The organism is Alicyclobacillus pomorum DSM 14955 (assembly GCF_000472905.1).
GTDB lineage: Bacteria > Bacillota > Bacilli > Alicyclobacillales > Alicyclobacillaceae > Alicyclobacillus_A > Alicyclobacillus_A pomorum.
This window is the reverse complement of the sequence record NZ_AXAR01000010.1, coordinates 22,458-37,700: the sequence shown is the minus strand read 5'-3', so window position 1 is coordinate 37,700 and position 15,243 is coordinate 22,458. Positions and strand designations below refer to the sequence as shown.

14 protein-coding genes are annotated in these 15,243 nt (G+C 55.5%); 8 read left to right on the top strand and 6 right to left on the bottom strand.

Translation table 11 applies throughout. The features are described 5' to 3' along the window. Positions 1–95 precede the first annotated feature (95 nt). From YWK_RS0111260 to YWK_RS0111245, 4 genes are all read left to right on the top strand, one after another. A complete protein-coding gene (locus YWK_RS0111260; RefSeq protein ID WP_026964878.1) occupies positions 96–680 on the top strand; it encodes a biotin transporter BioY in 585 nt (194 codons plus the stop codon). A gap of 92 nt (positions 681–772) precedes the next feature. After that, positions 773–1,021: a YkuS family protein gene (locus tag YWK_RS0111255; protein WP_026964877.1), complete on the top strand. Its 249-nt coding sequence runs from the start codon at positions 773–775 to the stop codon at positions 1,019–1,021. Between the two features lie 260 nt (positions 1,022–1,281). Then, a complete protein-coding gene (locus tag YWK_RS0111250) occupies positions 1,282–1,977 on the top strand; it encodes an SGNH/GDSL hydrolase family protein (RefSeq protein ID WP_026964876.1) in 696 nt (231 codons plus the stop codon). Between the two features lie 138 nt (positions 1,978–2,115). Then, entirely contained in the window at positions 2,116–2,883 is a 768-nt protein-coding gene (locus YWK_RS0111245; protein ID WP_026964875.1) for an alpha/beta hydrolase family protein, read from the top strand. 8 nt (positions 2,884–2,891) lie between these two features. Here the strand turns inward: YWK_RS0111245 and YWK_RS0111240 are convergent, their stop codons facing one another. The 3 genes from YWK_RS0111240 to YWK_RS0111230 all read right to left on the bottom strand — a co-directional run bounded on the left by YWK_RS0111240 (position 2,892) and on the right by YWK_RS0111230 (position 5,812). After that, on the bottom strand, positions 2,892–3,389 hold the full coding sequence (locus YWK_RS0111240) for a MogA/MoaB family molybdenum cofactor biosynthesis protein (RefSeq protein WP_026964874.1): 498 nt from the start codon (positions 3,387–3,389) through the stop codon (positions 2,892–2,894). 215 nt (positions 3,390–3,604) lie between these two features. Next, positions 3,605–4,240 carry a protease pro-enzyme activation domain-containing protein gene (locus tag YWK_RS0111235; RefSeq protein WP_026964873.1) on the bottom strand — a complete coding sequence of 212 codons (636 nt, stop codon included), beginning with the start codon at positions 4,238–4,240 and terminating at the stop codon, positions 3,605–3,607. 255 nt (positions 4,241–4,495) lie between these two features. Beyond that, a complete protein-coding gene (locus YWK_RS0111230; RefSeq protein WP_026964872.1) occupies positions 4,496–5,812 on the bottom strand; it encodes a helix-turn-helix domain-containing protein in 1,317 nt (438 codons plus the stop codon). A 43-nt stretch (positions 5,813–5,855) separates the two neighbouring features. On the opposite strand from YWK_RS0111230, the gene YWK_RS22250 reads away from it, so the two are divergent. The 3 genes from YWK_RS22250 (at position 5,856) to YWK_RS0111220 (ending at position 10,641) form a co-directional block, all read left to right on the top strand. Next, positions 5,856–5,999, top strand: coding sequence for a hypothetical protein (locus tag YWK_RS22250; protein ID WP_211231400.1), 144 nt, complete (start codon positions 5,856–5,858; stop codon positions 5,997–5,999). A 290-nt stretch (positions 6,000–6,289) separates the two neighbouring features. Further along, positions 6,290–8,818 carry a hypothetical protein gene (locus YWK_RS0111225; RefSeq protein WP_026964871.1) on the top strand — a complete coding sequence of 843 codons (2,529 nt, stop codon included), beginning with the start codon at positions 6,290–6,292 and terminating at the stop codon, positions 8,816–8,818. 74 nt (positions 8,819–8,892) lie between these two features. Then, positions 8,893–10,641 (top strand): phospho-sugar mutase, encoded by a 1,749-nt coding sequence (locus YWK_RS0111220; protein ID WP_026964870.1) that lies wholly within the window; start codon positions 8,893–8,895, stop codon positions 10,639–10,641. 137 nt (positions 10,642–10,778) lie between these two features. Here the strand turns inward: YWK_RS0111220 and YWK_RS0111215 are convergent, their stop codons facing one another. Together YWK_RS0111215 and YWK_RS0111210 are read right to left on the bottom strand one after the other, a co-directional pair. Next, positions 10,779–12,704 (bottom strand): S53 family peptidase, encoded by a 1,926-nt coding sequence (locus YWK_RS0111215; RefSeq protein WP_026964869.1) that lies wholly within the window; start codon positions 12,702–12,704, stop codon positions 10,779–10,781. A 260-nt stretch (positions 12,705–12,964) separates the two neighbouring features. Beyond that, positions 12,965–13,162 carry a cold shock domain-containing protein gene (locus YWK_RS0111210; RefSeq protein ID WP_026964868.1) on the bottom strand — a complete coding sequence of 66 codons (198 nt, stop codon included), beginning with the start codon at positions 13,160–13,162 and terminating at the stop codon, positions 12,965–12,967. Between the two features lie 237 nt (positions 13,163–13,399). Here YWK_RS0111210 and YWK_RS0111205 point away from each other — a divergent pair, with 237 nt between their 5' ends. After that, positions 13,400–14,872, top strand: coding sequence for a peptidase MA family metallohydrolase (locus YWK_RS0111205; RefSeq protein ID WP_026964867.1), 1,473 nt, complete (start codon positions 13,400–13,402; stop codon positions 14,870–14,872). Between the two features lie 13 nt (positions 14,873–14,885). Here the strand turns inward: YWK_RS0111205 and YWK_RS0111200 are convergent, their stop codons facing one another. Continuing rightward, complete coding sequence (locus YWK_RS0111200; protein WP_026964866.1) at positions 14,886–15,086, bottom strand: Spo0E family sporulation regulatory protein-aspartic acid phosphatase; 201 nt, start codon at positions 15,084–15,086, stop codon at positions 14,886–14,888. Positions 15,087–15,243: the final 157 nt, after the last annotated feature.

Genomic DNA, 15,243 nt, shown 5'->3' with positions numbered 1-15,243 from the left:
CTCCTATTGCCTTTTGCATCTGCAGTGTGTATTCTATCAACGAAATTGTTAACTTGATTATGAATACAAGTTAACAAAGAGGAAGGAGATACGCAATGAAGACACGTGGCATTGTCTTAAGTGCACTGTTTGCGGCATTATTGGCGGTTTTCAGCTTTGTGCAGATTCCAATTCCATGGAGCCCAGTACCGGTCGTTCTTGAAAACATTGTACCGATGCTGGCAGGGGCGCTGCTCGGACCTTTGTACGGGTTTTTCAGTATTTTCCTGGTGATTCTGTTGACAGCCATCGGCGTGCCCATGCTTGGCGGATCCGGTGGTATTTCTCACCTGCTCGGTCCCACTGGTGGGTACATCATCGCTTGGCCGTTCAATGCGTTGTTGACCGGCTTGGTCCTTTCGCGACTGAAAGCTAAGAACACCGTTCTGAACTTCATTCTTTCATTTGTCGTCATCACCGTATTCGGTGCTTTGTTCACATATGTGATTGGCGTGCCATGGCTGGCAGCGGTGGCGAAGATGTCCATGTCCAAGGCGATGGTGGCGGGTTGCTATCCATTCCTCCCTGGGGACATTGCCAAAGCGTTTGTGACCGCCGTGATTGCCACAGCCGTTCGGCGCGCGTATCCCGCAGGCATCATTGGCTCTTCTTCAAGCGGTGTTGTCAAACTCGGTGCCTAATCACTTGAAGGGTCAACGTCACTGCATAACTTTGGACGCTTTGGGAGACATTGATTGTCGAGTTCGCGATATTGCAAGGGAGGCTCGACAAAGTGAAAGCAGTCGCTGTAGAACGTGGATTGGAACCTGTGAAACAATACCTGGAGCAGCAGGGTTGTCAAGTGTTAGATGTTGACAATGACGGCAGCGCGGTCGCGCAACAGGCGGCCTGCATGTGCATCACCGGTGCGGATAAAAACATCATGGGTATGGAGGACATCATTGCGGACATTCCTATCGTGTCCTGCGACGGACTCTCGCCGGAGCAAGTCTACCAACGTGTGAAGAACTACCTCCAGTGACCGGGACCCACCATCCACAAGCATCACCGGAGCGGACCTCCGGCAAAGCGGATGGTGAGACGCCACCCCGTTTGTGAACACCGCATTTCCCGATGGCCAGAGTGTCGGAAAACGGCACTACTGGTCATTTTTTGTTCGTGGTTTGAACATCGCGACGAACGATGTGAGCGGAATGTTGCAAATGGCCCGTCGAGAATCCCGTGACTCGTGGCCGTTCATGGTAGACTAACTGTGATGGCGTTGGAGCAGGGGGCGTTACCATGAACATCGTTTGCTTTGGAGACAGTGTCACACGCGGGATTTCGTACGTGAAAGGACGGCTGCGGATTGTCCGCGAAAACTACCCAGCTTTGTTGCAAAAGGCGCTTGGGTCCTGGGCGGAGGTCGTAAACCAGGGGGTTTTCAACGACAACTCGGACTTGTTGGTCGCCCGACTGGAGAAAGACGTGCTGAGCCATCATCCGGATTGCGTGCTGATTGCAATCGGCGGAAACGACTGTAACTTCCGCTGGGAAGAGGTCGCAGAGCGTCCGAATGACGAACATGAGACCATTGTTCCGCTCCCGCGGTACTTGGACAACCTGGCTCATTTGGCGGAAAAGATCCGCGATGCGGGGGCTGTTCCAGTGTTTTTGAACCTGATCCCACTGGATCCTGCGAGGTATTATCGAATGTTGGCGAAGCAGTACGGTTCGGCCATTGCGCACTGGATTGCGCTGTGTGGCGGCATTAAACACTGGCACGGACTCTACAACCGAGCGCTGCAGCAGTTGGCGGAAAGCTTGGACGTGTTGATGATTGACGTTCGTTCCGCATTCAAAGAAGCAGGGGACCTGGATGGACTGCTCAGTGAGGACGGAATTCATCCGACCGCAGAAGGGTACCACGTTCTCAGCCGGACAGTGGCGGAAAACCTTCAAGGCGTTTTCCCCTCCCTTCAGTTTGCAGAGTGTTGACGCGCTGACCCTCCTGCGTGCCTGTCACTGATGTCTGCTATCAGCGATTTGCAAAACGCGGGCAACATCTCGTCGCGCTGAACCGCTCAAGAGGAATGTTGCAAATCGCTCGCTATCACAAATTGGAGGTGCCACGTCATGCAAAACGCCATTACGCTCATCCACAACGGTTTGACATTACGGGGAATGGAGCACATCCCTGACACACCGTCGCAGGAGCCTGTTCCTGCTGCCATCCTGTTCCACGGATTCACAGGGACCAAGTTGGAGCCACACCGAATGTTTCTCAAAATCTCTCGTGCGTTGGAGCGCCTTGGAATTGCCAGCTTTCGCTACGATTTTTCTGGCAGCGGCGAAAGTGACGGGGATTTTGAAAACATGACCCTCTCGGGAGAAGTGGCGGAAGCGCACGCGATTTTAGACAGCGTCCAAGCAGACCCGCGGGTAGATGCGTCCCGCATCAGCTTGATTGGCCTCAGCATGGGTGGGTTGGTCGCAAGCCTCGTCGCTGCGGAGAGACCGGATGATGTACATAGGCTGGTGCTGCTGGCTCCAGCGGGAAGTATGCCACAGTACGTGCGCGCCATGGCATCCCACCCTGATGTCGATGTCTCGCGGGGGTATTTCGATTACGCCGGGAACCTCGTCGGCTTCAACTTCGCGGCCGACATCGCCGCAGTGGACCCGTTTGAGAGAGCCAAACCGTATACCGGACACGTGCTCATTGTGCATGGAACCGGTGACGAAACGGTTCCGTATCAGGTGTCGCAGAACTACAAAGACCAGGTGTACGGTGACCGTGCGGAACTACGGCTGTTGGAAGGGGCGGATCACACCTTCAACAAGATGGAGTGGGAGCAGGAAGTGATTCAGTCCATTTGCTCCTTCTTGGCACCTGGGTCGTGATACAGATGTCACGGCGTCTCACGGTGCGACGTGTTCCCAGCCATGAGCTGAACGGCATGTCTCAACACCGGGAGTACGACATCTAAACATTCTGCCACCGCCTTGGGACTACCGGGCAGGTTGACAATGAGCGTGCGGTTGCACACCCCTGCGACTTGTCGAGACAACATCGCGAACGGCGTCTTTTTCAAACTCTCCGCCCGCATGGCCTCCGCAATGCCAGGAAGCGATTTGTCAATCACGTCGAGCGTGGCTTCGGGTGTGACGTCCCTTGGTCCAATCCCCGTCCCGCCGGTCGTGATGACGCAGGAGATGTCTTCCAACGCGCACAGCCGACGCAGGGTCTGTGCAATGACGAAACGCTCATCGGGTACCACTTCTCGAACGGCGACAGTGAACCCTGCGCCCTCAAGCATCTGTTGTGCCGTGTCTCCGCTGACATCGACGGTTCGAGCCCCGTTGCTCGCCGAATCACTGACCGTGACCACCGCAATTCTCACGCCCATGACTGTCCCACCTTTATGACATTGCATACGTTGTACTGATACTTTCGACAATACACGATTTTGTCGTGATCTGCGAGGCAGGAGCCGCCGCCACGGGGGATCGTGACGGCGGCTGATGTGTGGAAGGTCTGTGCGGATGTCACGCGGTTGACGGCGACAACATGGCGACAACCCGACTGACATCCAACAGATTTACGGCGACCAGGCGACGGCCTTTACGATACACGCTTCGCCGGACGAAACCTGCGTGTTGCCAGGGTCGGCGGCAGTCCTATCCTTGCCGCGCGCCGCTGCAACTTGGCCAGGTTGTCGAGGCCCATCACACATTGGATGAGGACGGCCACGTCCGGTGGGAGTGTCAGTCGCTTGTCGGGGGCGAAGAACCATTGCCCGTTGAACACGTACTCGTACAGAGATACTTGGAACGCACACTCAATGTCTCCCACGGTACCAGACACGTCCACCACAAGGTGGCTGTCGTACGTATGGGTTATGACGAAGCCGTTCAGCGTCAAGAACTCTGTCACAGCGTGGTACTGTTCCGCCGTGGGCCCGAACCGCAGCGAAAATTCGGCTTGCTTCGGGAAGTGGCGAAAATCCGGCGACGACGAATCGTACAAGCTTTGCACGAACTGCTTCATGTCTTCTGTGTCGCGCAGTTTCAGTGCGACCACAAAGTTCATCCGCAGCTCCGTGGCAAGGTGCCCGACCTGCTTCGCGTGAACGGGGATACCAGGTGGCCGGTGCACCTTCGACGATTGAGACTGGACGGCGGCCAATGACGGGGATTCAACGAATGCAACGTCAGCAACACGGGCGGCGGTAGAGATGTCGTGCTTCGTGAATTTCAATGGTATCGCCTCCATTCAAGGGATTGGCTGAGTACGGTCGCGATCCGCATTCAGCACTGGGAAGTTTTCTGCGCGCGCTCCACGGCGGGTTCCAGGATTGTGGATGGATCTCGCCGGTGTACTTCCTTCCCACTGGAGACATTCGCTGCTCACGTGGCACGTCCTTGCGCCAGAGATATGATGAATGCAGGCGCTGACGGCGTCGTTCGAGGAGCCCAGGAGGCGGCTGACCCACGGATTGGGCCGTGTTATGAGTCATAAAACGGTGTGCCTTGGCAGGTGCTGGATGATGCCCTTGAACATGGAGTTCTTCTCAATGTAGTCGCGGTATGACTGCAGCGCAACCTTTTGGTAATGTATCGCTTCGCTCTTCACGTTTTGCCGTTCGTAGATTTGCGCGAGAACTTCTGCAGCCAAAGCGTGTTCAATGTGCAGATTGGTGCCCGCCGTGATTTCGTACGCCTGTTTCGCCGCCTGCAACCGCTCGTCTTCGTCCGGCAGGTACAGTGCCGCAATCAGTTGGGATTGGGCGATTTGGTGGCGGTCGTTGGTCAGTTCTGCCGCGTGGACTGACTTGTGAATGGCGTCTACGACCAGTTTCACGTCTCCTTCATGTTGATAAATCTGCACGAAGGCCAAATACATTGTGCACTGCGTGCGAATGTCTCCCGACGACGCGGATGTGTGCTTGGCTCGATCCGCCCAAGCCTTGGCAAGTTCGTACTGCTCCAGGTGAGCAAGGATACCAGCCAACGTCGCTTCAATGCGGCCACGGTCCACCTCAGAAATCCCCCACTTTCCCGAGATTTCGTAGCACAGTTCCAATGTGTCACGGGCATCTTCGAGCCGCCCAAGCCGGCCTTGAATACAACCCAAAAGTCCCAGAGACTTGCTATATCGGCCGAAGTCGAGGTTTCGATGAAACGTTTCTACCGCGTTTTTCGCGTACCACAGGGCGAGTCCCTGCTCGTCGTTTTCCGTATACAAGTAACCAAGGTTGTAAAACAGTCGTCCGCGTACGTCTTCACGCAGGGCATCCGCCCTTCTCTCCGCATCCCGCAGGGCCGCCTCCGCCTGTTGGTATTCCTGAACAAACAGCAGACTACTGCCTAGCAAAAACGAGGCTTCCGCGTAAAAGGGGACGTGGTCGGGCAAATGCTCGCGGATCATGATAGATAACTCTCGTGCTATTTCGAACATTTGGTTCGTATAGTAGTGGTAACAGAGATGAAGCGCGACCTGTCCATGGGTTTCGTTCCAACGTCCGCGACGGGTCCGGAGCACGTCGAGTAGGATAGAGTGGTTTGATGCGGAGACGTCTGCGATGGTTATCCGTCCAGACTGAAGGGCTGGCACATATTCTGCTAACAATGGTTCCTCCAGTCTATCGACGAGGATGGACAACACGTCCGCCGGCGGCAGTTGCTTTCCACTCTCTATCAGGCTGATCATGGACTGGCTGCCCAATCCCTGCCCGAGTTCACTTTGTGACATGTGCTTGCGGATGCGGGCTTCGCGGACTCGGTAGCCGATAATCAGTGCGAATAACTCTCGTTCTGTCTCGAACACCATGGGCGTCGCCTCCATCCCAATACGTAGAAAGGTGTGGTGCCTGATGAAATGGACAAAGAGAGTTTTAGGGCTTGTGGCATTTGCGACGTTGTTCGCGACTTCATTTGCAGTCGTTGCGGAAGCTGGTATATTCATCCCTACTGTTCCCGAGCCAATGGTGGGATATCAAACAACCCACTTGCCGTAGGACTGCCTCCGCCTAAGCACCGCAGGCCACTCGCTTGCGGTGTCTTATTTTGATCACGTACGCCACTCTACTACCGCTACGATTCGCGTCTCTCCTCTCCAATCCTGCTGCCCGTCAAGCTTCGTCACGCGTCGACACCCGCCGTGTCTTCCCAGGTGGAACCCCGCCTTCTCATCAATTTCTAGCCAGGGTTCATAGGAATTTTTCATTCCATGTGTAATTCAATAGAGAGTTTGCAACGAAGTTTCTACATCTGCCGGTCGCGGTGGATCAGACCTTGGAGGAAGTACATGATGAAGATTGCGAAAAAGACGTTCACGGCCATTGCGTTGTCCGGCGCCCTGGCGACCGCAGGAGGGGCTGCATGGACCCCGGCGACAGCGTGGGCGGTGACGTCCACCATGAGGTCGGGTCCTGTATACGTGGACAACAAAGTATGGCGAACGGTGCCGTACGTGACTGCGAATCAAACGACGTTTTTTGGCATTTGGTACTTGCAACAACTATTGAAAGTGTACGGGATAGGCACAACGTGGGACGGAAAGACGTTGTCTGTGGATGCACTGCCGCACATCGACGGATTGTCAACCTTTACGGTGAACGGCAAACGGCAGAGCGCTTGCCCCACCATGACATACAACGGCGCCACTTACGTCAATGTATCGTCACTGGCGTCTTCCACCGGAGCCAAACTGTCTTACGACGGAACATGGAAGTCTTTGAACCTCACACTCCCGGCCGACGTGAAAAGACAAACACTCACCGTCGACCTCAAACCAGGTTCCAGTACGTCGTCTACGGTGCACTTGGCTACCGTGTATCCTGCGTCAACGCAGGCATCCATGGGCACAGGATACGTCAAAGAAAACGGGCGCCTGTGGAAATCGGTTCCCATATTGCGCCGCGATGGAACGACGTTTTTTGGCGTGTACTACCTGCAACAGTTTCTGAATGCCCACGGGATAGGGAACACGTGGAACGGGAAAGCGTTGTTTATCCAGCAACTTCCCCGCATTGTCTCAGGCGCCTCGCTGCAGATTGGGTCAGCTTCGCAGCCGACCACGCTCGTGCAGTGGGGGAGTGCGTGGTATGCCTCTGCGGATGCCCTCAAGGCGCTGGGTATCACCGTGCAGACACAGAGCGCGACGCACGACGTAGCTGTCACAGTTCCGGCCTCCGCGTTTGTCGATGTAGACGGCCAACTGGAGGGTGCCGATGGCCAGCCGATGGTTGGCAAGGTCGCCATTGAAGATGCGTCCGGCGCCGTGCACGTCGTGGATACAGACAGCAACGGGCGATTTGATGCATTTCTGCAAGCTGTCGGCGGGTATTTGATTGGCGTGGAGACCCCCTTCGATGGTTGGACGGGACAGTCCATCGCACTGGGGGGCCAAAGCCCTGTGACGGCAACCGATGTGCAGAAAACGAGTGTCATTCAAGGGAAATTGTCCTTCACGGGGCCATCGTACCCCGTTTCGGAGGTGTCCCTGCGCAATGTCATTACGCATGCACACTACTACGCAAAAGTCGGGTCCAACGGGACCTTCTCGGTCACTGTGCCGGAAGGTGCATACGAAGTATACGCGGTTGTCACTGCGTCGGACACGCTGTACCTTGTGCAGCCATTTGTCACCACAGGGGAGACGACGTCTCTCACCGTAAAAGTTCCGGCATTGGCGACCGCTGAGAAGGTAGAATCTGCCCACGCGATTGTCACCGCAGCGGATTCCAGTGTGACCAAGGAAGAACTCCAGTCCGTGGCGGATCTGTTTGAACGCATTTATCCGCTGGATGTGTCGAGGACGGGGTTGAAGCCGTCGGAAAAGATGAACATTGTCCTTTACGGAAATGCCAGCTCTTACGAAAACCACTTCATCAGCGAAGGGTACTCGGCGGACGAAGCCAAGCAGATTGCCGAAGAGTCGGTCGCGGCGGAGGAAGGAACCAACAAGATCAGCGTGTTGATGCCCTCGTACGAATCGGTGGACGGAATGAACATCTTGGCGCACGAGTTCACCCATTCGCTGATTGCCACCGTGTCCAACAAGATAGAGAGCTGGGCCAACGAAGGCGTGGCCTGGGCCGACGGGATTGCTGGTGAACTCGACCAGAGCCCCGACGAGCTGTTGCTGGACGGTGAACAGTGGTACGAGTGGGTGGACATTGTCGCACACCAACAAAAGGGCGATCTTTTGAAGCTGGGTGCCGCCAATCCGCTCGATGGTAACTACAACGTAGAGGACCAGGACTATTTCGCCGTACAGCAGTTGATCAATCGCTTTGGCATGAACAAATTTATGCAGTATGTGAAGGCCATCGATTCGGATCCAGACGCGTTCCAGCATACGTTCAGTGAATCATTTCAGCAGTTCTCGGATGAAGTGACCCAGAAACTGAAGCAGTTGGCAAGTCAGAGCGACTCCTCGTTCACGATGCGACTGAAGGTCTTGCCGGGAGGGCCGAGTCAGATCTACGTCATTAACAGTCAAGGACAGACAGTGACCATCTCCGGACTGCAGGAAGGGAAAGTCTACTCCATTGTTTGCAACAGCGACGGGACGGTCACTGTCCCTAGTGGACTGACCGAGAAGCCGTCTTCCAGTCTGTCTGTTGTCTACGATGGAGACTGGTACATCGGCACAGGGAACGATGGAACGTTGCCGCGGCAGGAGTTTGAGGTCGCCTATGAGTACGGGCATCCGTTCTTGGTACAAGCGTTGCTGTACTCGAGTGCTGGAGACTTGGAACACGCCTATCCGGCGACGGCGGTTCCGGACGGCATCCAGTTGATTGGGTTGGACGCCGCTGCCAATTCGTGATGTGATTTGCTACAATCAAAGATATTGCGAGGGAGTCTGCCGAAGGGCAGGCTCCCGTTCTTGGGGGAAACAACGTGCAGACATACAATGCGCAGAAGAAGTACATGGAATGGCTGACATATCCGGAGCATCCAGAGGACATCGCGTCCGAACTCGCCGCGCTTCAAGGCCACCCGGAAGACCTGGAAGACAGGTTTTACCGGGAACTTGCCTTTGGCACCGGTGGCTTGCGGGGGATTTTGGGCGCTGGAACGAATCGCATGAACATCTATACGGTGCGCCGTGCCACATGGGGGCTGGCTCAACACATCCTCGCACGCGGTGGGGCTGACCGAGGTGTAGCCGTCGGATACGACTGTCGGAGGTATTCTGCCGAGTTTGCGCTGGAGGTTGGCTTGGTGTTGGCCGCAGCCGGGATCAAGGCGTACGTGTTTGAACACCTGTGCCCAACTCCTGAGTTGTCGTTCGCAGTTCGCCACCTTCAGGCTGCTGGCGGTGTCATGATTACGGCTAGCCACAACCCGCCGGAGTACAACGGCTACAAGGTGTACGATGAAACCGGTTGTCAGATTCTCGAATCCGATGCCTCGGCCATCATGCAGCAGATTGACCGCGTGGAAGACTGGTTTTCCGTGCCTGTGATGGACCGTGCGAAGGCGGAAGCAGCTGGGTTGTTACAGTGGATTGGCCGCGCTGTGGACGATGCGTACGTTCAGACTGTCCTCGACACATTGACGCTGCCGACCGTGTCGAAAGAGGCCAGAGCGGCCCTCCATGTCGTGTACTCACCCTTGCACGGAACGGGTAACGTCCCAGTTCAATCCGTTTTAGCGAGGTCGGGATTTACACAGGTTGCGGTCGTGTCCTCACAGGAACAGCCGGATGGGGCCTTCCCGACCGTCAAGAGTCCCAACCCAGAGGAGAGGTCGGCATTCAAAGAGGCACTGGCGCTCGCGGAATCGCAGGCGGCCGACATTGCCCTCGCGACGGACCCCGATGTGGATAGAGTCGGTGTTGCCGTCCGCGGAAAGGATGGCCAATACACGTTGCTCACGGGGAATCAAGTCGGTGGGCTGCTCGTGAACTTCTGGCTGTCTCAGAAGGAACAGTTGGGCACCTTGCCAGGGAACGGGATTGTGTTTAAAACCATCGTGACGTCCGAGTTTGGCGCCGAAATCGCGCGGCGGTTCGGGGCGACGGTGGAGGATACCCTGACGGGGTTCAAGTACATCGGGGATCGGATTGCGCATTATCAACAGGATGGTTCCCACGCGTTCCTCTTCGGCTACGAGGAGAGCTACGGTTACCTCGCCGCAGACTTCGTGCGGGATAAGGATGCGGTGCAAATCTGTTTTCTCGTCTGTCAAATGGCTGCCTTCTACAAAGCGCAAGGCAAGACGTTGTTGGACGTGCTGGGAGAGTTGTTCGAAGAAGTCGGGTACTTTGCGGAGGCACTGATCAGCGAGACGCTGCCTGGAGTGGATGGCATGGAGAAAATGGCCCGTATCATGGATACGGTCCGGAAGCACGGGGTCTCCGTGGATGGCCTCTCGCTGGTCGCGAAGGAAGACTACAAGACGTCTGAACGCTTCGTCTATGAACCCGGCGGTAACGCACCCAAGCAGGTAGAGCGTCTGACGCTGCCTAAGTCGGACGTGTTGAAGTTCACGTTTGCGGGCGGCGCCTGGTTGGCCATTCGGCCGTCGGGGACGGAACCGAAGATCAAGATATACCTTGGTGCGCGAGCAGACACCGAGCCAGCGTGCACGGAAGTGCTCAACCACTTGCGCAGTGCGGCGGACGCCATTCTAAAACTTGCGTAGGACATGGAGAGGCGTGTGCCACGCCTCTAGACACTTGTGGGTCGCTGCGTTTCGCACCGGTTGGAGACTCGTAAGCGTGCCCGCCTCCTTGACTGTGAGGCGGGCTGTTTTTGTATTGTCGGCCGCATGGTGACGTGTCAATGGTGATTCCGGGAAGCGGCGAAGGCGTCCGCGAGCTTGGCGATGTCAGGAATCCCCAACCCTGTCGCTTGGTTGTAGACGGTACCCGGCTTGCCGGTGTAGAAACCGTTGTCGTTGGTGGGGCCGGTGGTGTTGAGCGGCGTGAACGGCGATGTTTTCTGCAAGGCAAACCGGTAGATTTGCGGGTTCCAGAAACCGACGCGCGTTTGGTCGCTGCTGTTGATGAGTGCGGACAGGCCACACAGTTGCGGCGCGACAAAGCTGGTGCCGCCGTAGGTGGCGAATCCTGCGTTTGTTCCGGGCGCTCCTGGATCGCTAAAGTAAACCAAATATCCCGTGTAAGGGTCTGCGTTCATGGAGAGGTCGGGCAGGTTCCGCCCCTGGCCAGTGCCTGTTACAATGGTCGGTTGCGCGTCTCTCGTCAGGGAGGACCCATCCGCAGTCGGCGTAAACTGCTTCACGCCGGTATAGCGATTGACGCCGGGTACCCCTCTCTGGTAGTCCGGGGTTGCGAAAAACTGGCTGAAGCCACCGCCGCCGCCCACCAGGTAACGGTTGACCCAGTCGTTGGGGTCATTCAGTCCGCGCGCGTCGAAGTACTGCCAGAGGTAATCCCATCCCCAGGCACGTTCGGCATCATTGCGCACGTCCAACCCTGTAGAACTGGAGTGGAAGTGGAACGGCAGCGTTGTGCCTCCTGCCGCCGTGATGTACGGGCTGTCCGCAGGATTGTCGACCGACAGGGAGGCGGCGCCTGGAATGCCTGACGACAGGCCGAACTCGCGCACCGCGTCGTAGGCCCCTTCATCTCCAGCTGCCGCGAACATGGAGATGCCCTGCGCAGCGGCCTGCATGTAGAGTTGGTTGAACACCTCTGCATATTCTGGCGTCTCGAGCTGCTGCTGGACGAGATAACTGATGGCCGTCTCACTTTCTCCCCAGCTGACGGAAATTTGTTGCGCCTGGTTGTCGTTGATAGCCTTCGCGAAGCCGTCGACAAATCCTGTGTCGCTGTTGGGAGCAACGTATACGCGAATATTTGCTTGAGGTGCGAGAGCACCGGATTGTTCCACGTCCAGCGAGGTTTCATCATAGCCATTCCAATCCGATCCGCCGTCGACGTTGACTTTGGTGATTCGGCTTGGCTTGACGTGGATGCCCATCTGGTTCCAGAAGTCGTATGCGTCTTGCTCGTTAAAATCTGCGAGCGTGACAATACCGATGGTCTGTCCGGCGCCGGTTGCTCCCTTATCGTACAATGGCTGCACGTGGTAGTGGCTGACGAGATCTTGCGGTGTCAGGTTCAGCGGGCCGGTGGGGGTGGAGGTGTCGCCGTTGTCCATGCGCTTGATGGCATTCGAATGAAAGTCAGAGTAGTTGCTGAGGCCGAGGATGCACAGAATGTCATTCGCGATGTTTGACGGGGCCTTCGGCGCCTGCGGCGTCGCGTGGAATCGCTTGCCGTGGTACGTCGCGTTCTTCAGCACAATGCTGAACGCTTTGTTGAACTGGCCTGCGGTCCCGCTCGCAGTGACGATGAGATGGTCCGGATAAACGGTAGATTGGATACCGAACGCCTTGAGATAGCCGACGATGGCGAGAACTTGGGCGTCACTTGGGGCGTACTGGCGAGCAAAGTCTGTTGGGCTGAGATAATGGCGGAAATTCCGGCTGTTCGGATCTGTGGTCTGATTGATGAATTGGGCCAGCGCGTTTTTGTTCTGCAACTTCATCACGATATCGATAGTGACTGGTGTGTTGGGGTCGAGATCTCCGAAATAGTTTGTGTTGTTCAACACGCCCGAGCCAACGCCCTGCGGAATGGATTGATTCGTGTCGGCTGCAGCAAACGTGGGAATTGCGGTGAGGCTCATCGCACTCGCCAACCCGATGATGGCCAGACTGCGGGTGAGTTTGGTCATACGAGCTCTCCTCTTTTCTGATGAGTTCTGCGTGGCAATGTGTTGCAGCGTCTACAAGTACAAATGTACATGGACACGTCAGAAAAGTATGTCTTTTTCTGTCGAGAGCACGTGTCTTCAGATGGCGGTTCCGCAATGCGCGTTGTGCAAAACTCCACTACAGTGGTCGTCGATCCGTCAATTCGCTGCAAAGGTCTCTACAAGTGCGCAAAAAAACGCCCCAGAGACTGGGGCGTCGTTTTGTTATTTTTCTTTAAAACTTACAGACGGGTAACGTTAGCCGCTTGCGGACCACGTTGACCATCGACGATGTCGAATTCAACACGTTGGCCTTCTTCCAGAGTACGGAATCCTTCTCCCAAAATCGCGGTGTAGTGTACGAACACGTCGTTCGCACCTTCAACCTGAATGAAACCATAACCCTTTTCTGCGTTGAACCACTTAACTGTACCTTGCACTAAAAATGCCTCCTACTGCAAGTACCATGTACTGGCACTGTCCCCGGTACCATTCCGTACTCTTGCCAAGTTCATTGTACTCGTAGAAATTTTTACTTCGATCCCAACATAACACGAATGCCATTGTAAAGTCAATCAAAAATTGTGAATCAAGTTCCGAAAACACGCACGTTTCAATCTGTATGCATTCCGGCTACACTACAAGTATCGACGATGGCCTCAGAATGGGGGAAAGACATGGCCCGCCGCTCGGATAAATGGTTTCATCTTACCATTTCAGCTTTTGCCATTGCATTGACCGCTGTGGCATCGGGGACGTTGGTGTACGAACACAACCCAGAACAGGTGCAGTCCTGGATCCATGCGTTGTCCCACATGAAATCAGCCCAATCGCCGTCTTCAGACCATCGCAGTGAACCACCGGCCGATACTTCTCATCGCGTTCAGCCGACGAATGCCACAGTTTCGTCAAACGGCACTACGCCCTTGCCCACACCGCACGTGGATGCCGCCGAAGCGGTTCACGTCACGGCGTATGGGCACGATGTTCCGGTTGGCAAAGTGAAGAGCGTCAACCAGCTGTTGTCTGACTACCACATTGTCGACACGGTGTTCCGTACGCTACAAATGAGCACGAGCGGCCCGGTTCACATATATCTTGCGCAAAATGCCACGGATTATAAGGATGCACTCAATTCACTTGGCGTCTCGGTCCAAGACGCTCAACGGTATTCGCAAGATACCGGTGGGTTTACAATGGGCCGCGATATCGTGGTGCCGCTGTATCAAAACACTTCGAACGCCGATTTGGCCAACACGCTGGCACACGAATTAACACACGCGTTTCTGAATGCCTATCTGAATGCCAACGTGGACAACCTTCCGAGCTGGGTCAATGAGGGATTGGCTGTGTACAACGGCATGAAGGTACAAGCGAAGGTGGAAAATCCGGTTTCGTATGGCGGTTACGCTCGGCAGATGGCAGAGAGTGTCATGAAGGCTGCGGTCTCTGGCAACCTCGTTCCGCTTGCGAAAGACGAGGCACAAGTGTTGGCAGGGAACGCGTCGTACGATTTGGAACTGCAGGATTGGTTGGCCATCAGTTATCTTGCGCATCAACATGGAGAAGCATCGCTGGCAAAGTACTTGCAGGCCATGAAACAAGGTATGAGTTCCGACGCGGCATTCCAAGCCGCTTTTGGAGGTACGCCCGCCGCGCTGAACAGCACGTTGAGCTCGCTGCTGAAACAAGCTGGTCGGACGAGTGATGATGGCGTTGCAGTCACTGTAAAGGCGAATCCATCGTTTCAAGGTTATATTCGGGTGCTGCAACACGGCAACACCGTCTGGCACGGTGTCAAAATGTCTGCAGGGCAAGAACAGTTGATGGTTCTCCCGAATGGCACGTTGCAAGGCAACGGCAAAGCAGAGGACACAACACAAGACAAGAACCCGCCGGACGATATCACGACATACATGGATTTGGATCCAGACAAACCGCTGTATTACAACGGAAAAGCAGTGAGTTACTGCGGCTTCGCGCTGGATTACCATTATGGAATGTACGGCTTTGTCAACGCTTGGGTGACACTGAATGACGGAAAGTCCATCTACTTAGAAGATCCCTCACTGTTTGGAGTGACAGTGACGAGCGTCGTTGAAGTAGACCGGAAAAACCCGATTCTGCCGTTGTTACAGGCGGCTCCATGAGAAGTTGGCGCGTTCAATTGGAATACAGGGTGGAGGATGGTGCAGGGACAGAGGCGGAATGACTTTCGGCCAGCATCATGCCGGCGATTTCCGCGTCCAGGCATTGGCTGGCCTGGATGACCCGTGGATGAAGTAGGTTTCCGTTGTATTCCACGACAATTTCGTACAATTTTGCGCGCAGCGTCTCAACACGCTGTGTGGTTCGCTCTTCCACGACTCAGCTTCCTTCCTGACCGTAACGACTTATGGAATCAGCCAATCACGGTTTTCGATTGTAGTATTTCAAAGGTCGTTTTTCAACATGCCCACAACCTTGGCTGGGGAATGGGCTCCGTATAAAATATGTGGTACAGGTACGGGACATGCCTATC